The sequence below is a fragment of the Bacteroides sp. 3_2_5 genome (assembly GCF_000159855.2).
Taxonomy (GTDB): domain Bacteria; phylum Bacteroidota; class Bacteroidia; order Bacteroidales; family Bacteroidaceae; genus Bacteroides; species Bacteroides fragilis.
Window position 1 is genome coordinate 2,680,568 of sequence record NZ_JH636044.1, and the last position, 22,606, is coordinate 2,703,173.

Here is a 22,606-nt window from a genome sequence, read left to right on the forward strand (position 1 = left end):
ACACGACGAGTTGTGCAACTGGTGATGTACGAGTTGTACAACTCGTATGTGCCGGGATGTATAGCTGGTACGTGATTGGTCGGGGACTTTAACGAGGTGTAACCTTATCCGAATCTGATAATCATTACCGAGAAATAAGGGTATCTTTTTTCCCGAAGTTCTTCGGTGGAGCAAGAGTAGTATTCCTTCTCGGTCCCTACATTTTCAAAGTAGTGGTATTGGTATTCCAGATGGTTAATTATACATTGGTGTACCTCGTCTATACATTGCGATAGCTTCATTATGACCACTACCGTCTGATGTTTCAGGTAGTCGTCCAGTTCTTTGGCGGTGACGTGACCCGGTATCACGATCAGCCGCTCTTCCTGACTGACAATATGCAGGCCCGCCATCGCTCCGGAAGCAATAAAAGCGGGAATACCGGCAATCTGTTCAACGGGGATGTCGTCTTGTTGCAGCTCGTCGTAGATGTAGTGGATGGAAGAGTAAAGACCCGCATCTCCTTCGGCCACAATTACGACGTTTTGTCCCTCTGCACGGAGTATTTTGCTGCTTTCATATACAGCTTCATAAGATCTTAATGCCAGTGTCCTGTCCTTGTCCATAGGAAGCCGGAAACACTGTACGGTGTCCGAGAATCCGAGAGTGTTCAGGATGGAGAGTGCCCGTGAAGAGGACTTGCCGTCTTGAGTCATGGTGGCCGGACAGAAGATGCAATCGGCTCCTTGCAGTGCTTTGAGTCCTTTCAATGTAATCAGATCCGGTTCTCCGGGGCCTAAAGATACGAAACGTATGGGATGTGTAGTTATCATTTGTTATCGGTTTATCATCTTAATGTTCTGCAAAAGTGAGGAAAATATCCCTATGAAACAAGAATTATTAAGTATCTTTGACCGCTGTAATCTGAATTAAAAGACAAATAACGATGAAACAATTCCTGATCGGATGCGCACTGCTGGCCTGTATCTCTTTAGCCGGTTGCCGTCCGAAGAACAACCAGAATGTAACGATAGTAACCGGTGAGGTGTCCGATACATCTTCTGTCCGTATCACACCAGTTTATGCCAAAGGTTTTAAAGTGACCTATACTCCTACATGCCGCTTGGTCGATATCAGCGATCCGCAGAAAGAAGGAGGTGAATCTTTTCATTACGCTCTTGTGCCCGGAGGGACGAAACCTGAAAATATTCCTGCCGGCTATACAGTGATAGAGACTCCCGTGAAGAGTGTTATCTGTATGACTTCCTTGCAGTTATCCAACTTTATTAAACTGGATGCTTTAAATCATGTAGTGGGTATCACGAGCACCCGTCATCTCTTCAACAAAGAAATGAACGAACGCTTGAAGCAGGGTAGAACGGCTAAGATAGGTATCGAGGGGAACTTTGATAATGAAGTGATCATGAGTGTGAATCCCGATGTCATCTTCATTTCTCCTTTCAAGCGCGGCGGATACGATGCCATGCGTGAAGTGGGCATTCCGCTGGTGCCGCATTTGGGATACAAAGAGATGACTCCGTTGGGACAGGCCGAATGGATTAAGTTTATCGGACTTTTCATCGGAGAGGAAGAGACTGCCAACCGGAAATTTGCAGCCATAGAAAAGCATTATAATGAATTGAAAGAAAGGGTTGCCCATGTAAAGAAGCGTCCGGTGGTGTTCAGTGGAGAGATCCGCGGGGGCAACTGGTATGCCGTGGGCGGTAAAAGTTTTCTGGCACAGCTCTTTCGTGATGCAGGTGCCGATTATTTTCTGAAAGACGATCCCCGGTCGGGAGGTGTCACACTCGACTTCGAAACAGTGTACAGCCAGGCGGAAAGTGCCGACTATTGGCGTATTGTCAATAGTTTCGACGGGACTTTCTCTTATGATGTATTGAAGAGTGAAGATCCGAGATATGCCGATTTTCGTGCTTTCCGTGAGAAAGGGGTGATATATTGCAACATGCGTGAAAAGCCGTTTTATGAAAGTATGCCTACCCAGCCGGAAGTGGTACTGGAAGATTTGATTAAGGCTTTTCATCCGGACTTGTTGCCCGATTATACGCCTGTCTATTACGAACGACTCAATTAATCTGTCCAATGAAACGACCGACAATACCTCTTATGCTGCTTATAGCCGCATCTATTTTTGTCTTTTTTCTGCTGAATCTGTTGTTGGGCTCGGTTTCCATTCCCATCGGTTCGGTATGGAACATACTTTGGGGCGGAACGGATGAATCCGTTATCTGGCAAAATATCATCTGGAAGTCACGGGTACCGCAGGCTTTGACTGCTTTGGTGGCGGGTGCCGGACTTTCTATCAGTGGCTTGCAGATGCAGACCGTATTTCGTAATCCGCTGGCAGGACCTTCTGTACTTGGTATCAGTTCCGGTGCCAGCCTGGGAGTGGCTTTCGTGGTATTGTTGTCCGGAGCATTTGGAGGCGTGGCACTTAGCAAATTGGGATATATGGGCGAGGTGGCTCTTTCGTTGGCAGCCGTTATCGGTGCCCTGTCGGTGATGGCGCTTATTGTGTATGTATCCCAAAAAGTGAAAGGAAATGTAACTTTGTTGATTATCGGTGTGATGATTGGCTATGTGGCGAGTGCCGTTATCGGTGTACTCAAATATTTTAGTGTGGAAGAAGACATCCGCGCTTACGTCATTTGGGGGTTGGGTAGCTTTGCCCGCGTCTCCGGTGATCAGATGACCTTGTTCGTCTGTATCATGGTTGTGCTGATTCCGCTCTCTTTCCTGTTGATTAAAACCATGAATCTGATGCTGCTTGGCGATGGGTATGCACGTAACTTGGGATTGAACATCAAGCGTGCCCGCCTGTTGGTCATTTCATGTTCGGGAGTGCTTGTAGCCATCGTGACCGCTTATTGCGGACCGATTATGTTCATTGGTTTGGCGGTTCCTCATCTTTGCCGTGCCATCTTTCATACCTCGGATCACCGCATCCTGATGCCGGCCACTTTGCTGGCAGGTGCTTCGTTGGCTTTGGTATGCAATCTGGTTGCCCGCATGCCGGGCTTTGAGGGAGCTCTTCCGGTCAACTCCGTGACTGCGCTGGTAGGCGCGCCGGTCGTGGCATCAGTGTTGTTCCGTAAGCGTAAAAGTGAATTAAGTGAATAAAGAATCATGAAGCAAAAAACCATTCATATAGAGAATCTTTCGATAGGCTACCTGGGTAAGACCGATGTTAAAGTTGTGGCCGATCGTATCAATGCCGGCATTAACTGTGGCGAACTGACTTGCCTGTTGGGAGCTAATGGAGTGGGGAAGTCCACCCTGTTGCGTACACTTTCGGCATTTCAACCTAAATTGGGGGGTAAGATAGAGATTGTGGGCAAGGAGATCGATGCATATACCGACAAGGAACTGTCAACCGTCATTAGCGTAGTGCTCACTGAGAAATGTGATATTCGCAATATGACGGTGCACGAGCTTGTAGGTTTGGGGCGCAGTCCGTATACCGGTTTTTGGGGAACACTTCGCGGAGAAGATAAGGAGGTGGTCGAACGTTCCATTGCTTTGGTGAAGATTCAGAACCTGGCACACCGCATGGTGCATACCCTGAGTGATGGTGAGCGACAGAAAGTGATGATTGCCAAAGCGCTGGCACAAGAGACTCCGGTGATCTTTCTGGACGAACCGACGGCATTTCTCGATTTCCCCAGTAAAGTGGAGATGATGCAGTTGCTTCACCGGTTGAGCCGCCAGACCAATAAAACGATTTTTCTTTCCACACATGATCTGGAGCTGGCTTTACAGATTGCCGATAAAATCTGGTTGATGGACAAGATGAACGGGGTGACTATCGGTACTCCGGAAGATCTGTCACTGAGTGGCAAACTGAGTAGTTTCTTTGCCCGTAAAGGCATTGTGTTCGATTTGGAGACGGGCTTGTTCCGGGTAGACAACGAATATACATCGCAGATACGCCTGGTGGGGCATGGACAGAAATATGCCATGGTGCGTAAAGCCCTGCAACGTAACGGGATTTTGGCTAATCGTACTGTCGAGTCGGATACCTACATCGAAACCGGTGATCTGAAAGACGGTAACGGATTCATCCTACATCCGCAGGAAGGGGAAGCCGTAACGCTGAACAGCATTGAAGAACTGTTGGAGAGATTGCAGGCCGGGAGTGCCGAAAGAGCCGTTTAACCGCTGAGGGGCATCCCAAGAACCCTTATCGTTCAGAATCTGGCACAACAGCTCCGAAACGACTGCACCATGATGGCTGTTGCCTGCTCCTGATAAATGGGAAATTACTTTTCTGCTCTCCTCTGCTGTGAAGTTAGAACAAAGAAGCCTCCATACCTTCTTCCAATGTGCGCGGGGTGTACCCGATTTCGGCTTTAGCCTTTTCGATACTTAATCCGCTGAAACGCGGGCGGGGAGTAACCTCTTTCATTTCTTCGGTAGTGACAGGTTCGATCAATGAACGATCCAGTTTCAGAAAATCAGCCACCCGGTAGGCGATTTCGGCAATTGTGAGGCATTCGCTGCCGCAAATATGATAGATGCCGTTGGCTGTATGAAACATCAGCTTTTCTACTCCTACTGAAATATCTCCAACAAAGGTCGGTGTACGCCATTGATCGGATACGACACGGATCGTTTCTCCGTTTCTCAACCGGTTGGCTACTAGCTGAAGGATGTTGCCATGCTGTCCCGGAAGGGCTTTTCCATAAACGACGACTACACGTACTATGGCATAATTACTACAAATGCTGGCTATAATCTTTTCGGCTTTCAGTTTCGTAACACCGTAATAATTCACCGGGATCGCTTCATCTTCTTCCTTGTAGAGCCGGGTGCTTTTACCGTCAAATACAAAGTCCGTGGAAAGATGGATGAAACGGCTGCCATACTGTTCGCAAACATGTGCTATCGTTTCGACTGCTGTAACATTTGTAGCTTCAGCTTCTGCATGATGGGTTTCGCAATAGTCCGGTACCGAAAGGGCAGAGGTGTTGATTACGATATCCGGCCGGCATTCTTTAAATAATTTCCGTACTTCATTTTCGTCCCGGATATCGGTACGTACGAAGCGATAATCTTTGCCGGGACAAATGTCATCTCTCAGCGAGCATCCTGTGACGTGGTATATAGGGTTAACCGATAAGTCATTCAGTATCCGGCGCCCCGTAAATCCATTGGCACCGATAATCAATATGTTTTTCATTTCTTTCTTTTTTTAATATGGATAGTTGCGCCCCTGCTGGACTTCAATGCGGATACCGAAATTCCCATCGGAAGATTTCATCTCGAAAGCCCCTTTGAAGTTGTTCTTTTCCCATGGCATGGCGGCAGGGTTAGGGACTTTTTTGCCATCGGCATTATATTCCCCATACGTGTTCAGACGCATGCCGTTTTTCAGTTTAAACGATCCCATCTGGAGCTGTTGCGGAGACGAGAAGAAATCGTGTCCGCCCCAACCGAATCCGTATGAAAGGGAGGGAGTGAACACATTGGATAGTCCTTGTGTCATTATGACGTCCGGATTCAAACTGAAGATCCGGTTATAGTCTTTGCTTGCATCGGGTAATTCGAATTTATATTTCGGCAGTTTGGGAGGAGCTGCTATAAACAATCCCATATCGATCAGGAAATCTCCGTATTGCTTGACGGTAGAAGGCAAATGCCGGATGCTGTCGGAAGGTTGTTCCGACTGGGCAGAAAGTGAGGCCGTACTCAGTAACAGCAGCAAAAAGAATATCAGCTTCTTCATATCCGTTCTATGTTATCTTTCAAAACGCAAAGATATGAAAATAATCTGCTTGCCGTGAATCCTTTATTTCTTTTTTAGATGAATTACAGGGCCGAAAACAGGGTTCGTTTCCCAACGTCCTTTTACGGGATTGAATTCGTGGATGGCTCCGCCGGTAATGCCGAATTTACCATTGAACATGTAGTCGACTGTTCCTCCGAAATGATTCTGCATATATAAGTCGGGGACCATATAGCCCTTCTTAGAGTTTCGTTGCCCGTTGAGCGAATATTGGCCGAACACGTTCAGGTATAAATGGTCTGTAAGCCTGTAGGTAATTTTTCCGTGGATACCGGCATCAAAGCGTGAACCGGCCATCGGAGCCGTGGGGATGCGAAGGCTTGGCAATGTATATTTAGCAACAAACACTCCTCCCGAAAAGATCCAGCGATCATTGGGAGAGAACGAGTAGGCAGCACCCGCCTTTACGATGGTGCCTATGCTGAGATAAGTGTTATAATTGCTGAAAGTACTGAGATTACTGTTGGGAGAAAGGTTGAAATTGTAATAACGGTCGTAATCCCAAATGAAGGGGTTGGAATAGCTCCCCAATTGAGGGACGATCCAACCGGACGGAATACTTTCCGGGTACGGTATACGGAAAGTCATACTGTCACCGGCTGCAGCTTGTCGGGTGTTGTCCGGAAGAGTACCGTCTGTTTGTATGTTTCTATCGTTGATATGCAGTCCCTGACGAATTTCAGGTACAGTTTCGCGATGCCCTTTGATACTGTCTTTCGGTTGTTCTGTTTGTGCACATACCATCACTGTAATGATTGCCAGTATAAATGTGCAGTATATTCTATTCTTCATCATTCTGTGTATTTAATTTAAGATCAGTTTATATCCTATCCCTCTGACATTGACAATGCGAATTCGCTCGTCGGCTGACAGTTTATGGCGGAGCTTTGTGATGAAAACGTGTAAACTTCTTGAGTTAAAAAAGTTATCGTCTCCCCATAGGTCGAGTAATACATTCTGTGTGTTGACCACTTGATTCTGATTTTCGCAAAGTCGCTTCAGGATTTCCGATTCCCGATGAGAAAGCTCCTGCTTCAATCCGGCATGTGTCAGTGTTTGTGCAAGAGAGTCGAACAAATAGTTGCCTATCTCAAACCGGGTGGTTGTTTTCTTTTCTTCATTGAAACTGAATGCTTTGCCAACCAATGCTTTGATGCGTATGATCAGCTCCTGCATGCCGAATGGCTTCTTCAGGTAGTCGTTGGCGCCTAGTTCGAAGCCTTCTACCACATCGTTAATAGCCGAACGTGCTGTCAGGAAAAGTACCGGTGTTTGTTTATCGGTCTGGCGGATACGTCTTACCATTTCAAAGCCATCCATGCGGGGCATCATTACATCGGCCACCAGCACGTCCGGACGAATATCGAAAAACATGCGTAATCCTTCTTCACCGTTGGCTGCAATAGTGAGAATGAAGTCGTCCTCTTCGAGTGTGTCTTTGATAATCATGGCGAGGGTCAGTTCGTCCTCTGCCAACAATACTTTGATTTTCTCTTTCATAACGTGATGGTGAATGTGCTACCGTGTCCGGGTTCGCTTTTTACACAAACTGTTCCGCCATGTTTTTCTATCATTGTTTTTACATAATAGAGTCCCAGTCCGTATCCCTTTACGTTGTGCAGGTTACCGGTCGGTACGCGATAGAATTTATCGAATATATGTTTTTGTTTCTCTTGTGCGATGCCTGTTCCTTCATCGCTGACGGAAATTTCCACTTTTCCGTTATCTGCTGTTTCGCGGCAATGAATGCGGATGACGGCCTTTCCCGGTGAATATTTCACTGCATTGTCTATCAGGTTGCTCAATATATTGCTGAAGTGGGTCCGGTCGGCAAATACTGTAAGGTTTGCCGGTTCTACTCTATAGTCGATGTCAATCGGATTTTGTGCTTTGAGTTTATGCTGTTCTGTCAATGATTCAAGTAAAGTAGCAAGAGTTATTTCTTCCGGACGGAGTCGGAAGGTTTTGCGTTGTTCCATACTCATCGTCAGTATCTGTTCAACCAGTCCGCTAAGCCTTTGCAGTTGTTCCTGGCTGATACTTAAATATTTGTCCCGTTTGGCTTTTTCGTCAGCTTGTCCGAAGTTGAGTAAAGCATCGTTGGCTGCATATGCCACGGCAATGGGAGTCTTTAGTTCATGGGTGATATTGTTGGTGAAGTCACTTTTCATCTCTTCCAGTGTTTTTTGTTTCAGCAATGTGCGGATCAGGAACCAGAAAGAGAATCCCAAAATCAACAGAATGATGAATGAAGTAATAAGTATTCCTGCCATCTGATGGACGATCACTCCTGCAACTGAATCCATCCGAAGGCGGTAGAGAGAATGGGAATGGATGTCGAAAGTGTAGTCGTACGTATGGGCATCCGGTCCGGGGATGTAGTTCACCGTACCGCTCATTCCTAATGTATCGGTGAAAAGTAAACTGGAGTCAGGCGTATTGCCGAAATGCAGATATTCTATCCGATACGGCAGTGAGATTCCTCTTTCCTGTAAACTGAGTGTCAGCAGGCTATCGTATGATTGAAAATCAGGATCCATGATAACGTCAAGGCCAGAGTGCAATCCTCTTTGAAAGTAAGTGGCCAGTTCGAGCATGGTATTCTGATCTTTCAATAGTATGTCCAGCCCGCCTTTTGTTTGCAGCATGGCAGCTTTTACCTCCTGCGAAGTGGAATCTTGCGGAACTATTTTTATTTCTTTCTGATCATTACGAACGACGATCAGGGTGTCCAGTTTCCGTTCGGTTTTGAGAATGGAATCTTGTTGTATTCCTGTGCTTCCCGGAATCTTTTCTTTATGGACCATAGTGCTGCTGCGAACCAGTGTTCCACCTTCATCATTGTATCCGGCGGAAACAGAGATTTCACCATGATCTTGGTCATCCCGACGCATGCGTTCTATGCGTAACATCATCTCATTGTAATCACTTGTGCGCATAGCCTCGATAATCGAATGTTCCATATCACTTTTCATGGTATGGTACATACTAACCAACCAGTATGCCTGGTAGGCAAAGATGGCCATCAGAGAAGCAATTACAAGTATGGCGATATGTTTGATTGGGAGTTTCATGCAGGCAAAGATAATGGTTAACCTTTGTTGTTGTTACATCTGATAAGACTAAATAACACTACCGATAACAGTAGATAACACTACATAAGTCGATGATAACGTATTGTCTTGCCTTTTCTGCCGTACTTTGCAACTGTAACCCAAACAAGGAATAAAAATGAAACGAATTTACTTGACTTTTGTGTTTGCAGGTGCTGTCTGCTTTCAGGTAGCGGCACAGAATGTGGATGAAGATCGGATACTTTCTGCGGATAGTCTGATTACGATGGATGGACGTTTAGACAGTTTATACAGATCCTTGCCCGAAGTGATGGTGGTAGGTGAACGTCCGGTGGTGAAAGCAATGCAGGGAAAACTTGTATATGATTTGCCTCGACTTATTCAGAATTTTGCAGTAGACAATGCATATGATGCGATAAAGGAGCTCCCCGGAGTGAGCGAAATGAATGATAATCTGACTTTAGGAGGAAAAAGTGTTACGGTTGTATTGGATGGCAAAGTAACCACAATGACTCAGGAACAACTGAACACTCTTTTAAAAAGCATTCCTGCCGGGCGTATTGAAAAGGCCGAAGTGATGTATTCGGCTCCTGCACGTTATCAGGTGCGGGGGGCTATGATAAATATCTGCCTGAAACAGGGAGACTCCGGGAAATCCACCTTGCAGGGTGAGTTTTTCAGTGATTATCGGCAAAGGCATTATGAATATTTGACTGAGCGTGCGAGCCTTCTGTATTCGGGACATAAATTCTCTGCAGACTTTCTTTACTCTTACAGTCATGGGCGAAACTATTTCCTGACGGATAAAGAGGCTTTGCACGCTTTGTCAGATGGTACGATACATCCCATAAGTACGAATGAATCTCAACGAAGCCGTTCGAATAGACACAACCTGCGTTTAGCCGGCGATTATGTATTTGCCGCAAACCATCAACTTAGTGTGACATACAATGCCCAATTTGTGAATGGTTTTAATCTGAGCACTGTAGACGGCACTCAAATTTCGAATGCCCGTACCCGTATGACCGACCAGCTCCATAATGCACGCCTCGATTATCATATGCCATTCGGATGGAAAGCCGGAGTGGAATATACTTATTATCATTCACCTTCTTCACAATTACTTCACAGTCGGATGGGGAGTGATGAACTGGATTTTCGTGTTAAAGACTCTCAGCGTATCAATCGTTGGAAACTTTTCCTCTCCGGAGAACATGATCTGGGCAATGGGTGGGGAATGAATTATGGGGCAGTCTATACGACAAGTTTGGACAACAGCCATCAATATTATCATGACCCTGAAACTGATGAAATAATATCGGGAAATAGCAATATGAAGTCTCGTCGTCGGGAACAAACACTTAATTTTTACGCCGGATTTAACAAGGCTTTTGGTGATAAATTGTCTTTAGATGCCTCATTGGCTGCCGAACAATTCCACACGACTGTATGGAATGAATGGAGCCTGTATCCGACTTTTAACATTAACTATGCTCCTGCACCGGGAAATGTATGGCAATTATCCCTCAGCAGTGATAAAAGTTATCCCGATTACTGGGCTACTCAGGATGCAGTTTCTTATATGGGTGGAGGGTATTCCGAGATTCACGGCAATCCTTACTTGAAACCTGAGATTAACTACCAGCTACAGTTGACTTATGTTTTAAACAGTAAATATATGTTTAATGCATGGTATAGTCATACTAAGGATAATGCAACACAAACCCTTTATCAATCACCGGAGCGATTGGTTGAAATTTATAAGTATTTCAATTTTGATTTTGAACAGCAAGCCGGTGTACAGGCTGTTGTCCCATTTGCGATCGGACGCTGGCTGAAATCGCGTTTCACATTGACCGGCGTTTACGATCGTCAAAAAGACAGTGACTTTTGGGATATTCCTTTTGATCGGAAAGCATATTATGCGATGTTGAATATGAATCATACAGTGACTCTGTTCTCACATCCGGATATTAAGCTGATTGTGAGTGGAATGATACGCAGTAAGGCGATACAAGGCATCTATGATTTACCGGCATCCGGCAACTTGGACATAGCGCTCAGGTATGGTTTTGCCAATGGAAAGGCATTGCTGACTCTTCGATGTAATGACTTGCTTGAAACAGGGCAGATTTCACCGCGAATTTATTATGCTATGCAGAACGTGACCAACCATTACTCTGCTTTCCGTGAATTTGGTGTTTCGCTTACCTATAAGTTTGGAGGCTATAAAGAGAAGAAACGGGAGGGAGTGGATACCTCACGTTTCAAATAGTTCTGTGTTCGAGAATTAAGGAGGTGTCATTGAACAGGTAAAATCACTGTTATTCTGGTACCTCCTGTATATGTTGGGTCAATGCTTATCTTTCCGGACAATCTGCGGATGATCAGTTGGCACAAATAAAGTCCCAATCCGTTACCCGGAGTGAATGCATTGAGCTTGGAGAATCGTTCGAAAACCTCCTTATGTTTGTCTGCCGGTATACCACATCCGGTATCTGTTACGCTTATATGAACTTGTTGGCGTGCTTCGTCGATGTGACAATGGAGGGTGATAATGCCTTTTTCAGTGAACTTATTTGCATTGTTCAATAGATGCTCTATGACTAATGATAAATATTTCTCGTGTGTGGTCAGTATGATGGGGTGTTCCGGCAAGTCAATCCGATAGTCTATATCGGGTTTATGAGACCGATTTAATAATGTCATCTCTTGTATACAGATAGAATTAAGATTCGCTTCTTTGCAAGGTAATTTTTCTTGTGATACATCCAGGCTGGATATTTCAAGCATATTATCGATTAATGAAGTAAGTAGAATTGTACTTTTCTGAATCTCTTGTGAAAAACCTTCACGGGTTTCTTTATCTATCTCATCATTGAATATCAAGTCGGAGAAACCTACAATCGAATTGAGTGGCGTACGTATCTCGTGGCAAATAGAGTTTATGAAAGCTGTCTTCATCTTTTCACTTTCTTCGGCTTTTTGCTTGAGGTTCCGGAGATGAAACTTCATCTTTTTCTCTTTTTTCAGGTCGTGATATAAATACAGACAGACAAAGATTACAATTATCAGAATGATAGACAGGCATATCACCAGAATACGTTTGTTTTTAATTTCAAGTTGTGACTTTTCATTGTTCAACTTATTCACTTCATATTTTATCTGGAGTTCACCCAATTGCTTTTGCATGTTTTCAGTAGTCAGCGAATCTTTATATTGAGTCGCTATTCTGAGGTATGCCAATGCCTCTTTGAAGTTACCCATGGCTTCGTAGGTTTGTGATTGAATGTCGTATAATCCCGGTAGATTGTTTGGGATTATTTCTTGTGCAATTTGTATCAGACTATCATTAGCCATCAATGCTTTTTCATAATGGGGTTGGGGCTTTTGATTCAGGTAATAGTTATTCATCGATAGAAAATAATTATATCGATCGTACGGATTGGTTAGTTTTTTGTTCAATTTAACTATTTGTTGCCAGTAATAATCCATTTTTTCGGGAGCTTCCAAAATAGCATTAGCCAATAGCGATGTATAAAAGTGCAATTCGTGTATTGCCATATTATAAAAAGGACGTTGGGCTTGGTAGTGATCTTTGTAATATTGTTGTTGGGTTTGCAGATTCTCATCTAAAATCCGGATAGCAGAATCACATCTATTCAGTATGCCATATGTGTTGGATAATTTCCAAACAATGGTTGATGTAAATAAGACTTGTTTTTCCGGAGGCAATTGCTTAGATAAGTTCATTGCTGTTTCCAGATAGGGGAGTGCCTCCTTTATCATGTCATTGTAATGAAGGCTACCACCAGTGATGTAAGCTTGGACGATTTTATTGTAAAGTGATGCTTCATCAGATTTCTTTTCTTCTATAAATTGCAATTCTTTTGTGATAGCTTCTTCTGTTTCATTGTGGCTGCATAGTGTATCGAAAAATCGCATTTGAAGGTAAGCCAATACAGGGGCTGTTTCTTGGGGCTCCCGGATTGCTTTTATCAGTTCCATATAATGATATGCTGAATCCATACGATATTCTTTTGTCTCTCCGCATACAAGATCATTTAAGGCATTGAGCATCCCCGATGTATCGCCAGCCTTTTGGGCTTCTCTATACATGTTGAGCAAATATGTCTTTTCATCAGGGGTTTCAAAACAAATGTCCGCCAGGTTTCGGTAAATATTGATTCGTTCTACAGCTATTGTCGTCTGTTTTAATTGTAATAAAAGACTGTCTTTTGCATGGTTATCTATGGCCAATGCTATTCCGGTCCAGGCGCACAAGACTAAGAGGATTATATATCGCATCATATTGTTTGTTGTTTGTAGGTAACAAATATACGCCTTTTTTCAATGGGAAATCCGTCAATCCTCCGGTATCTTTTTGCTCCCTACTAAAAAAAGGTAATAAAGTCAACTTTGATATGGAGTTAATTGTTAATTTTGCAACTTCATTTTAAAAACCTAAAAACTCCCGATATGAAATCAGACATAGAAATAGCACGTAGTGTTGAGTTGAAGAAAATAAAACAAGTAGCAGAAAGCATCGGTATTCCCCGCGATGAAGTAGAAAATTATGGTCGTTATATTGCCAAAATTCCCGAGTATCTGATTGATGAAGAGAAAGTAAAAAAGAGTAACCTGATTTTGGTTACTGCCATTACTGCAACCAAGGCGGGTATTGGTAAAACGACTGTTTCTATCGGTCTTGCGTTAGGACTGAATAAGATCGGCAAAAAAGCAATTGTCGCTTTGCGCGAACCTTCCTTGGGACCGTGCTTCGGAATGAAAGGAGGAGCGGCAGGAGGCGGTTATGCCCAGGTACTTCCGATGGAGAAGATTAATTTGCATTTTACCGGTGATTTTCATGCTATCACTTCTGCTCACAATATGATTTCCGCATTGCTGGATAATTATTTATACCAAAATCAATCTAAGGGTTTCGGTCTAAAAGAGATTCTTTGGCGTCGGGTACTTGATGTGAACGACCGTTCTTTACGGAATATCGTAGTTGGTCTAGGACCGAAAACCAACGGTATTACGCAGGAATCCGGATTTGATATTACTCCAGCATCAGAAATCATGGCAATTCTTTGTCTTTCAAAAGACGTGGATGATCTTCGCCGTCGAATTGAAAATATTCTTTTAGGATATACCTATGATAATAAACCGTTTACAGTTAAAGATCTGGGTGTGGCAGGAGCCATAACAGTTCTATTGAAAGATGCTATACATCCGAACCTGGTACAGACTACCGAAGGTACTGCCGCCTTTGTGCATGGAGGCCCATTTGCTAATATTGCTCATGGATGTAATTCTATATTAGCAACGAAGATGGCAATGACTTTTGGTGATTATGTAATTACAGAGGCCGGTTTCGGTGCTGATTTGGGAGCAGAGAAATTCTACAATATTAAATGTCGCAAGAGTGGATTGCAGCCGCGTTTGACAGTGATTGTGGCTACTGCGCAAGGACTTAAAATGCATGGGGGAGTTAGCCTCGATCGCATTAAGGAGCCAAACCTCGAAGGATTGAGAGAAGGTTTGCGTAATTTAGATAAGCATGTCCGCAATCTGCGCTCGTTTGGTCAGACTGTTATTGTTGCTTTCAATAAGTTTGCCAGTGATACGGATGAAGAGATGGAGTTGCTTCGTGAGCACTGTGAGCAGTTGGGAGTAGGCTATGCTATCAATAATGCTTTTTCAGAAGGTGGTGAAGGCGCTGTCGATCTAGCGAATCTGGTGGTTGAGACAATTGAAAACAAACCATCCGAACCATTACAGTTTACCTATAATGATGAAGATAGTGTACAGCAGAAGATTGAGAAAGTCGCAACCAATTTATATGGTGCAAGCGTTGTGACCTATAGCACGTTGACCCGTAACAAGATTAAATTAATTGAAGAAATGGGAATCGGTCATTATCCTGTATGCATTGCCAAAACGCAATATTCTTTTTCAGCCGATCCAAAAGTATATGGGGCAGTAGATAACTTTGAACTCCATATTAAAGATATCGTTATTAACAATGGAGCCGAAATGATTGTAGCGATTGCAGGTGAGATTATGCGTATGCCTGGTTTGCCAAAAGAGCCGCAAGCACTCCATATCGATATTGTGGATGGCAATATTGAAGGATTGAGCTAAACTTTTCCATATACAGGAAGAGGTAGTTTCAAAAAAGAAACTGGAAATTGAGGATTTTATAGATTAAAACTTCAAATATAAGAATCCCCTTGTTCTAGCCTTGTATTGTAATAGATTAAAGCTAGAATGAGGGGATCATTATATCCGAACCTGTAATATTGCCTCTTTTTTCCATTCTGAGATAGTTTCTTGGAGGCCCATAAATTTATTGTAATTCTTGGAGACTAGTCAAATAAATCCCCGCTATTCTTTCTGAACGAATGGCGGGGATGACGGATATATAGAGTCCAGTGTGCTATTTTTTAATTCTTTCTAACACACTGTACGATTGTAGCTCCTTTTTATTATTGTATTGTTCGGAACGGACAATACCAATATTGGGTGCATACCATTCATATCCGTAACCCTTAATTGTTTCTTTCGGTGTCCAGATATTCATTTCATACTTTACTTTCGTACAATAAAATGCTCCAGCAGGAGTATTTATAGTTTCTGTAGTAACAAATTCTCTGTCGAAAACGGAGATTTCAGCCCGGTTGTTTTTATTTCCTTTTTGGTAAAGACGCAGAGTTCCGTCATCAAATTCGTCATCGTCTCCCGGATTCATCGGATTAGAAAAGGCATCCGGATAATTCATTAAATCTCCCATCATATATACATCAGCATTCATCATGTTGAGTGCTGTGGGGAATGTTGCCACATCTCCCATACTCATAGAAAAATTTCCATCGCTACAACGAGCTACCATTTGTCCGGAATTGAGTGTTTTGCCTGCGGCATCAGCAAATGTATAGTTTGCTACTACCTCCATACCTGACGGATATTCATACGCCTGATCTACTCTGTAGACTAGGATATTAGTAAGTTTACCATCAGCAGTGTAGCAATTACGGGTGATTTGTTCACCTTCTTGGTTGGGAAAGAAGAAGGCACAATCTTGATTTTGAGCCATAGCTCCGGCAGTAACCAATAAGGTTGCTGCGACCATTAGATTTCTTATTTTCATATCAGTTTAGGTATTAACTTCTTTTTTTAGTTACTTATCAACGGTTAACAGGAATGAAAGGTTTTGAGGGAGGTGTTAATGCGATGTTAAAAGAGCAAAAAAATGCCCGCAACTTTCTTCACAGAGAATTGCGAGCCCACGTATGTTATTGTTTAATACTAAAATGTGCTATTTAATATGCGAAGATCGGATATTTTTCCATTGTCTTGTTGACACGTGCACGTACTTGTGCTATCACTTCTTCATTTTCTACGTTAGATAATACGGTTTCGATCATTTCCGCGATTTCCAACATCAGATCTTCTTTTGCACCACGTGTTGTGATGGCAGGAGTACCCAAACGGATACCTGAAGTCTGGAATGCGGAACGACTATCAAACGGAACCATATTTTTATTAACTGTTATATCAGCAGATACGAGTGCTTTTTCTGCAACCTTACCTGTTAGAGTAGGGTATTTACTACGCAAGTCAACCAGCATGGAATGATTATCTGTGCCACCTGAAACAATAGTGAAACCACGGTCAATCAAGGCTTGTGCTAATACAGCGGCATTCTTCTGTACCTGTTTTTGATATTCTTTATATTCGGGTTGCAAACATTCACCGAAAGCTACAGCTTTGGCTGCAATCACATGTTCCAACGGCCCTCCTTGTATTCCTGGGAATACAGCTGAGTCAAGTAGTTGAGACATCATCTTAATTTCTCCTTTCGGAGTTTTCTTTCCCCAAGGATTAGGAAAGTCTTTTCCCATCATGATTACGCCACCACGAGGTCCTCGGAGGGTCTTATGAGTGGTTGAAGTCACAATATGTGCATATTTCACAGGATTATCCAATAGACCGGCTGCAATTAACCCGGCAGGATGTGCCATGTCGATCATGAGAATTGCTCCTACCTTGTCGGCAATTTCGCGCATACGTTTATAATCCCATTCACGAGAGTAGGCCGAACCGCCTCCAATGATCATTTTGGGCTTTTCACGCAATGCTACTTCCTCCATTTGATCGTAATCTACGCGACCGGTTTCCTGTTTCAGATTATATTCGCAGGGAGTATAAATGATTCCCGAAGTGTTTACTAATGAACCATGTGAAAGGTGTCCTCCATGTGCCAGATTCAGCCCCATGAATTTATCTCCCGGATTCAGTACAGCCAGAAATACGGCTGCATTAGCCTGTGCTCCTGAGTGGGGTTGCACATTGGCCCATTCTGCACCAAAAATCTCTTTCAGGCGGTCAATGGCAATTTGTTCGCTTTGGTCTACCACTTCACAGCCACCATAGTAGCGTTTACCCGGATATCCTTCCGCATATTTATTGGTAAGACAAGATCCCATTGCCTCCATCACCTGATCACTTACGAAATTTTCTGATGCGATCAGCTCAATGCCTTTCAACTGACGTTGATGTTCTTTTTCGATAATATCGAAAATTAAATCGTCTCTTTTCATTATTTGTTATAATAAGATTAAAGTGTATCTTGAAACCTTTATTATTATAATCGCACAAATTTAGATATTATTTAAAGAGTGTGCAACCTTTTTGAAGAAAAAGTTATTTAAAATATAACTCCGAGTGAAAAACTAAGCACATTGTCACGACGTCGAAAGGTGATATTGCTTACTTCCGGTCTACCTTCCATATCTATATTATCGTATGTTACTGATTTTGATAAATTGTGAAGCCCTTGTTCGTATCGAAAATCGAAAAAAATGCGGGAGATGTTGACACTAACGCCAATTACTGCACTGACATTGAAGGGATACAGCTTTTCGTGGATACCCTGTTGATCAAAGTTCTCAAAAGTGATTTTATTCTTCTTATTCCACAAGTATCTTAGTTTCGGTCCTGCAAAGAGAGACATTGTGTAAGGACCTTGTTTTACTACATGATAACCATATAGTAATGGAAAATCAATGCTGTGGATAGTGGAACTGACCGATGCATAGTCAGGTTCAATGTCGGGATGCTGTGAGCCGAGTTTATCGAAAGAAATCTCGCACCTGCTGATATTATACGAGATTTCCGGTTGTATAAAATGCCTTTTCATGTTCAAGCGCATAAAGAGAGCACCGAAATATCCTATTTTGTAGTTGTTCTGAATTTCGTCAATGGTTACATCTTTAATTTTCAGATCAGAAACCAGAAACATAGAAGAGTTGAATCCACCCCTGATTCCTACATTTATTTTGCGGTCATCCGGGTGTCTTTCCTTTTTATGATTGTCTTCCCCATAAGCGGCAAAAGCAATCCATATCGATATAAAAAGGAGAACTATTCGTTTCACTTTGTTTTCTTTTCTACTGACCAACCGAATTTTCCTATCTTTTCTCCTAAATTATAATATCCTCCGTGTACATATACAAGCGGATTTGCTTCCGCCAATTCCAACTTTCCGGTTTCCCGGTTTAGATGACGATCATCTGCACGGATGTTTACTACGTCAGCAATAAACATGTCATGTGATCCCAGAGATACGATTTCTTTCACACGGCATTCAATACAAAGGGGAGATTCTTCAATGAGAGGTGCATTCACTACAGAACATTTGCCCGGGGTTAGTTTCATTTCTTCAAACTTATGATAATCCTTCCCTGAACGTACTCCACACCAATCTGTTGCGAAAGCCATATCCCGGGTTGTTAAATTGATCACAAATTCCATATTCTTTTTTATAATAGGATAAGAATGACGTTCGGGACGAACAGAAATGTAACACATCGGCGGATTGGTACAAATGGTTCCGGTCCATGCTACCGTAAGTATATTGTATTCGCTTTCATCGCTTCCGCAACTTACCAATACGGCAGGCAACGGATAAATCAGAGTTCCGGGCTTCCAGTCTTGCTTCATCTTTTTATTCACTTTATATGTTACGAGCTACGAGTTACGTCCGACATCGTTTAGCGGTCTAGAACTCGTAGCTTGCAGTGCATAACTAAATGATTGTAATATCTTCTCTTTTTTGTTCTTTCTCGCAGTAATGACATTTTATAACACAATTGTCTTTGTCGATCACGTGAAATAAAGTAGCCATCGGTTCATTATTCGTGATACATTTGGGATTAGCACATTTTACGATAGCTTTTAACTCGTCAGGCATTCGCACTTCTTTTTTTTCTACTACTTCGTAATCACGGATGATGTTCAGTTTTACATGAGGGGCTACTACGGAAATTCGATTGATTTCTTCGTCACAGAAAAATTTATCGGCAATCTTGATGATTCCTTTCTTACCTAGTTTTTTACTGTCCAAATTGAATCCGATAGTAATATTAGTCGTCATGTGTTCCAATCCGAGCAATGAAACTACCGTAAAAAGTTTCTCTGAAGGTATATGGTCGATAACAGTGCCATTTTTCAGTGCGGCCACCTGTAATGCTTGTTTATTCTCGCTCATGATTTTATAAAATATCTTGTAAAGTGATTCCTAATACATCGCAAAGTATAGCTTGACGGGCATAGAGTCCATTTTGTGCTTGTTGAAAATAATAAGCTTTCGGACTGTCATCCACATCATAAGCAATTTCATTGACACGTGGTAACGGATGAAGAATACGAAGGTTAGAACGAGTATTTTCAAGCATTTTCGCTTTAAGGATATATACGTTTTTTACCCGTTCATATTCCATTAGATCAGTGAAACGTTCACGTTGTACGCGGGTCATGTAAAGGATATCAGCATCCTTAATTACCTCTTCGTTAAAGTCCGTATGCTCTACATATTTTATATTGTGCTCTTTGCAATATATTTTATATTCTTCCGGCATTTTCAGTTCCTCGGGGGCAATAAAGTGGAAAGTCGGGTTAAAGTGGCGCATAGCCATCAGTAAAGAGTGTACGGTACGTCCGTATTTCAAATCACCTACCAAATAGATATTCAGATTCTCCAGTGTACCTTGTGTTTTATATATAGAATAGAGATCGAGCATCGTTTGCGAAGGATGCTGGTTGGCTCCGTCTCCGGCATTTACGATAGGTACCGGAGCCACTTCACTTGCATAGCGTGCTGCTCCTTCCAGATAATGTCTCATAACAATCACATCAGCGTAATTACTCACCATCATAATGGTATCTTTCAGAGTCTCCCCCTTGGATGAACTGGTGGCTTTGGGATCCGAAAATCCGATTACCCGTGCGCCTAGTCGATTGGCAGCAGTTTCGAAACTTAGTCGGGTACGCGTAGAAGGTTCAAAGAACAGGGTAGCGACTACTTTGCCTTCCAATAATCGGCGGTTGGGATTCTTTTCAAATTGTTTCGCCATTTCGAGCATATAGAGAATTTTCTCCCTCGAATGCTCCGCTATGGTTACTAAACTTCTGTTTTCCATATCGTTATATGTTTATTGATATATCCTTTATTTCGGTTTGTAAAGATACGAAGAAAAAAATAGGTTCTGCAAGATTTTCATCGTCTTTTTATGAGTAATTCCACTACTATGATTATTTATATTTTGCATAATTATTTGGAAAATATGCGCAAAAGTATTACCTTTGCACTGTAATTAATGAATAATATGAACCGATTGTTTACTACATATAGCATACATAATGCCGTGCAAGAAAATAAGATTCTGTACGGACACTGCATTGTGCATGTACATTGGTTTAGCGGATTTATCTGAATTACTCCCTGTTTTGTAGTTTGATTTATCTCTTTTCGTTCACTTATTAATATAAGGTGAAAGGGAGGATCTGTCCGGCAGCTTATACATAAAAGTTGCCAGGGAGTGCATTGTGTAACTTTTTAAAATATACGAGTATGTTTTCCATTATATCTATCATGTTTTTAGGTATTGGCATCGGTTATTTGCTGCGTAACCTAAAATTTCTGGAGAAAGTAGAAAAGAGTACTTCGCTTACGATATTCCTGCTACTTTTCGTGCTGGGCCTTTCGATAGGCTCCAATAGTTTAATCGTAAATAATCTGGGTAAATTCGGATGGCAAGCCATTGTGTTGGCTACTTCAAGTATCTTGGGCAGCATGTTGGCTTCTTTTCTCGTATTACGCCTGTTTTTCAAGAAAGGAGGAAAATTATGAAAAGCAGTCTGATTGTTGTTGCATTTTTCTGTATAGGTTGTCTGGTCGGAATCTTCAATGATTTCCAGTTTGACATGCACAATCTTTCTATGTACATACTTTATGCGTTGATGTTGCAGGTTGGCATCAGCATCGGAAGCAATAAGAATCTGAAATTTCTGATCAAAAGTCTACGCCCCAATATGCTTTTAGTGCCGATAGCTACCATTGTCGGAACCCTTCTTTTTTCAGCTTTTGCCAGTTTATTGTTGAGCCAGTGGAGTGTATTCGATTGTATGGCGGTAGGAAGCGGATTTGCTTATTATTCCCTTTCATCTATTTTGATTACTCAATTCAAAGAGGCTTCTGTCGGATTACAGTTGGCAACAGAGCTTGGCACTATTGCTCTGCTGGCTAATATCTTCCGTGAGATGATGGCATTACTGGGTGCACCGTTAATCCGAAAATACTTTGGAAAACTGGCACCAATTTCTGCAGCCGGAGTAAATTCAATGGATGTATTGTTGCCATCCATCACCCTTTATTCCGGAAAGGATATGATACCTGTTGCCATCTTTCACGGAATCCTCATTGATATGAGTGTACCTTTCTTTGTTTCATTGTTCTGCAGTTTATAGTCATATTTCTTCATTAACTATCTCCCAGCCATTAATCTTGATAATGACCGGGATGTAGTTATCGAAGGATATTTCAATGGTGAAATCATGGTTATGCTCAAAATCAATATTGGGATTTCCGCCTATAAGTTTACCAATAAGATTCTCATCATAGCGGATTGTACCAGTTTTGTCGGCAATTCGCAGCCGGGGTTCTCTATCCTTTTCCAGCCTCATTACATTGAAGTCGGCAATCAACGGATTTGATTGTTCCGATGATGCTTCATAAATGGGAATATAGCTTATCTGGTCATCATCGGAGAATTGTGAATCATATCCATACTTACCGTTATTATCCTCTATATAAATGTTGTCACTTCTGTCTTGATTCAAATTATGAGCAATGACCCGGATATGATTCGTCATTTGTTTCAAGTTTATCAATACAATTGTTTTTTCTTTACTGTTAAGCCCGACTATATCGTGCATACCGTGATAGAGCAGTTTGGGCTGATTGATTACCCGGTTGTCCTCCTGACGTTTTACAGATAGAAAGAAATCATCGATATAAGTTTTCCCCGGCACACATTCAGAAGTCTGATAAGTACTTTTATCATAGCCACCCCATGCTACAAATTGGTAACTGCCCTGTTTGTAAGGCAGCTCCATGACATAATCGTCATTGATTGAAGTCATAGAATCGTTTACCTGAGAGATAAAAAGCCCTTTTTCATCGAATATGAAAACAGCCAACCGATCGATACCTTGCGCAGTGCTCTGCCTTGAGTCTGCATTTGTATCATAGCTGAATTTGAGGGCCAACCCTCCATCATCCCGGGGACATCCGGACATATCTTCCCGGATGCAATTCGTGAGTACGAAAGACAATATAATGAATATGAATACTCTGAATCCGGCTTCTATCTTGCAGGTAAACATTCTGTGGAGCATTAAT

General features: G+C 42.4%; 21 protein-coding genes. 7 read left to right on the forward strand and 14 right to left on the reverse strand.

Annotation, left to right across the window (positions count from 1 at the left end; genetic code table 11):
• Positions 1-104: 104 nt before the first annotated feature.
• The gene (locus BSHG_RS07170) at positions 105-812 is read right to left on the reverse strand and encodes a precorrin-2 C(20)-methyltransferase (protein WP_008660149.1); all 708 of its coding nucleotides are present in this window, start codon (positions 810-812) and stop codon (positions 105-107) included.
• A 113-nt stretch (positions 813-925) separates the two neighbouring features.
• On the opposite strand from BSHG_RS07170, the gene BSHG_RS07165 reads away from it, so the two are divergent.
• From BSHG_RS07165 to BSHG_RS07155, 3 genes are read left to right on the forward strand one after another with little or no spacing between them, the layout of a single operon-like run.
• A complete protein-coding gene (locus BSHG_RS07165) occupies positions 926-2,074 on the forward strand; it encodes an ABC transporter substrate-binding protein (protein ID WP_008660150.1) in 1,149 nt (382 codons plus the stop codon).
• A gap of 8 nt (positions 2,075-2,082) precedes the next feature.
• The gene (locus tag BSHG_RS07160; RefSeq protein WP_005787518.1) at positions 2,083-3,120 is read left to right on the forward strand and encodes an iron ABC transporter permease; all 1,038 of its coding nucleotides are present in this window, start codon (positions 2,083-2,085) and stop codon (positions 3,118-3,120) included.
• A gap of 6 nt (positions 3,121-3,126) precedes the next feature.
• Positions 3,127-4,155 carry an ABC transporter ATP-binding protein gene (locus tag BSHG_RS07155; protein WP_005787520.1) on the forward strand — a complete coding sequence of 343 codons (1,029 nt, stop codon included), beginning with the start codon at positions 3,127-3,129 and terminating at the stop codon, positions 4,153-4,155.
• 133 nt (positions 4,156-4,288) lie between these two features.
• Here BSHG_RS07155 and BSHG_RS07150 read toward each other — a convergent pair whose 3' ends face one another.
• The 5 genes from BSHG_RS07150 to BSHG_RS07130 all read right to left on the reverse strand — a co-directional run bounded on the left by BSHG_RS07150 (position 4,289) and on the right by BSHG_RS07130 (position 8,811).
• On the reverse strand, positions 4,289-5,179 hold the full coding sequence (locus tag BSHG_RS07150) for an SDR family oxidoreductase (protein WP_005787522.1): 891 nt from the start codon (positions 5,177-5,179) through the stop codon (positions 4,289-4,291).
• 12 nt (positions 5,180-5,191) lie between these two features.
• Positions 5,192-5,725: a hypothetical protein gene (locus BSHG_RS07145; protein WP_005787524.1), complete on the reverse strand. Its 534-nt coding sequence runs from the start codon at positions 5,723-5,725 to the stop codon at positions 5,192-5,194.
• Positions 5,726-5,788: 63 nt separating this feature from the next.
• The gene (locus BSHG_RS07140; RefSeq protein WP_008660154.1) at positions 5,789-6,577 is read right to left on the reverse strand and encodes a hypothetical protein; all 789 of its coding nucleotides are present in this window, start codon (positions 6,575-6,577) and stop codon (positions 5,789-5,791) included.
• 12 nt (positions 6,578-6,589) lie between these two features.
• Complete coding sequence (locus BSHG_RS07135; protein WP_005787526.1) at positions 6,590-7,285, reverse strand: response regulator transcription factor; 696 nt, start codon at positions 7,283-7,285, stop codon at positions 6,590-6,592.
• Positions 7,282-8,811 (reverse strand): ATP-binding protein, encoded by a 1,530-nt coding sequence (locus BSHG_RS07130; RefSeq protein ID WP_008660156.1) that lies wholly within the window; start codon positions 8,809-8,811, stop codon positions 7,282-7,284. Before BSHG_RS07130 ends, BSHG_RS07135 begins: the two co-directional genes overlap by 4 nt.
• Positions 8,812-9,016: 205 nt before the next feature.
• On the opposite strand from BSHG_RS07130, the gene BSHG_RS07125 reads away from it, so the two are divergent.
• Entirely contained in the window at positions 9,017-11,134 is a 2,118-nt protein-coding gene (locus tag BSHG_RS07125) for an outer membrane beta-barrel family protein (RefSeq protein WP_008660159.1), read from the forward strand.
• 26 nt (positions 11,135-11,160) lie between these two features.
• Here BSHG_RS07125 and BSHG_RS07120 read toward each other — a convergent pair whose 3' ends face one another.
• Complete coding sequence (locus tag BSHG_RS07120) at positions 11,161-13,170, reverse strand: sensor histidine kinase (RefSeq protein WP_050443355.1); 2,010 nt, start codon at positions 13,168-13,170, stop codon at positions 11,161-11,163.
• A 168-nt stretch (positions 13,171-13,338) separates the two neighbouring features.
• Here BSHG_RS07120 and BSHG_RS07115 point away from each other — a divergent pair, with 168 nt between their 5' ends.
• On the forward strand, positions 13,339-15,006 hold the full coding sequence (locus BSHG_RS07115; protein WP_005817680.1) for a formate--tetrahydrofolate ligase: 1,668 nt from the start codon (positions 13,339-13,341) through the stop codon (positions 15,004-15,006).
• Between the two features lie 295 nt (positions 15,007-15,301).
• Here the strand turns inward: BSHG_RS07115 and BSHG_RS07110 are convergent, their stop codons facing one another.
• From BSHG_RS07110 to pyrB, 6 genes are all read right to left on the reverse strand, one after another.
• On the reverse strand, positions 15,302-16,012 hold the full coding sequence (locus tag BSHG_RS07110) for a hypothetical protein (protein ID WP_032497418.1): 711 nt from the start codon (positions 16,010-16,012) through the stop codon (positions 15,302-15,304).
• Positions 16,013-16,184: 172 nt separating this feature from the next.
• Positions 16,185-17,465, reverse strand: a complete 1,281-nt coding sequence (gene glyA / locus BSHG_RS07105) for a serine hydroxymethyltransferase (RefSeq protein ID WP_005787540.1) — start codon at positions 17,463-17,465, stop codon at positions 16,185-16,187.
• A gap of 107 nt (positions 17,466-17,572) precedes the next feature.
• Entirely contained in the window at positions 17,573-18,301 is a 729-nt protein-coding gene (locus tag BSHG_RS07100; protein WP_005787542.1) for a porin family protein, read from the reverse strand.
• Positions 18,298-18,867 carry a flavin reductase family protein gene (locus tag BSHG_RS07095; protein WP_005803433.1) on the reverse strand — a complete coding sequence of 190 codons (570 nt, stop codon included), beginning with the start codon at positions 18,865-18,867 and terminating at the stop codon, positions 18,298-18,300. Before BSHG_RS07095 ends, BSHG_RS07100 begins: the two co-directional genes overlap by 4 nt.
• 85 nt (positions 18,868-18,952) lie before the next feature.
• Positions 18,953-19,414: an aspartate carbamoyltransferase regulatory subunit gene (gene pyrI / locus BSHG_RS07090; protein WP_005787546.1), complete on the reverse strand. Its 462-nt coding sequence runs from the start codon at positions 19,412-19,414 to the stop codon at positions 18,953-18,955.
• Positions 19,415-19,418: 4 nt separating this feature from the next.
• The gene (pyrB, locus tag BSHG_RS07085; protein ID WP_005787548.1) at positions 19,419-20,345 is read right to left on the reverse strand and encodes an aspartate carbamoyltransferase; all 927 of its coding nucleotides are present in this window, start codon (positions 20,343-20,345) and stop codon (positions 19,419-19,421) included.
• Positions 20,346-20,776: 431 nt separating this feature from the next.
• On the opposite strand from pyrB, the gene BSHG_RS07080 reads away from it, so the two are divergent.
• Both BSHG_RS07080 and BSHG_RS07075 read left to right on the forward strand, forming a co-directional pair.
• Positions 20,777-21,055, forward strand: a complete 279-nt coding sequence (locus BSHG_RS07080) for a LysO family transporter (protein ID WP_005803434.1) — start codon at positions 20,777-20,779, stop codon at positions 21,053-21,055.
• Positions 21,052-21,672, forward strand: a complete 621-nt coding sequence (locus tag BSHG_RS07075) for a lysine exporter LysO family protein (protein WP_005803436.1) — start codon at positions 21,052-21,054, stop codon at positions 21,670-21,672. Before BSHG_RS07080 ends, BSHG_RS07075 begins: the two co-directional genes overlap by 4 nt.
• On the opposite strand, the gene BSHG_RS07070 is transcribed toward BSHG_RS07075, so the two are convergent.
• Positions 21,673-22,590, reverse strand: a complete 918-nt coding sequence (locus BSHG_RS07070) for a FimB/Mfa2 family fimbrial subunit (protein ID WP_008660173.1) — start codon at positions 22,588-22,590, stop codon at positions 21,673-21,675.
• Between the last annotated feature and the right edge of the window lie 16 nt (positions 22,591-22,606).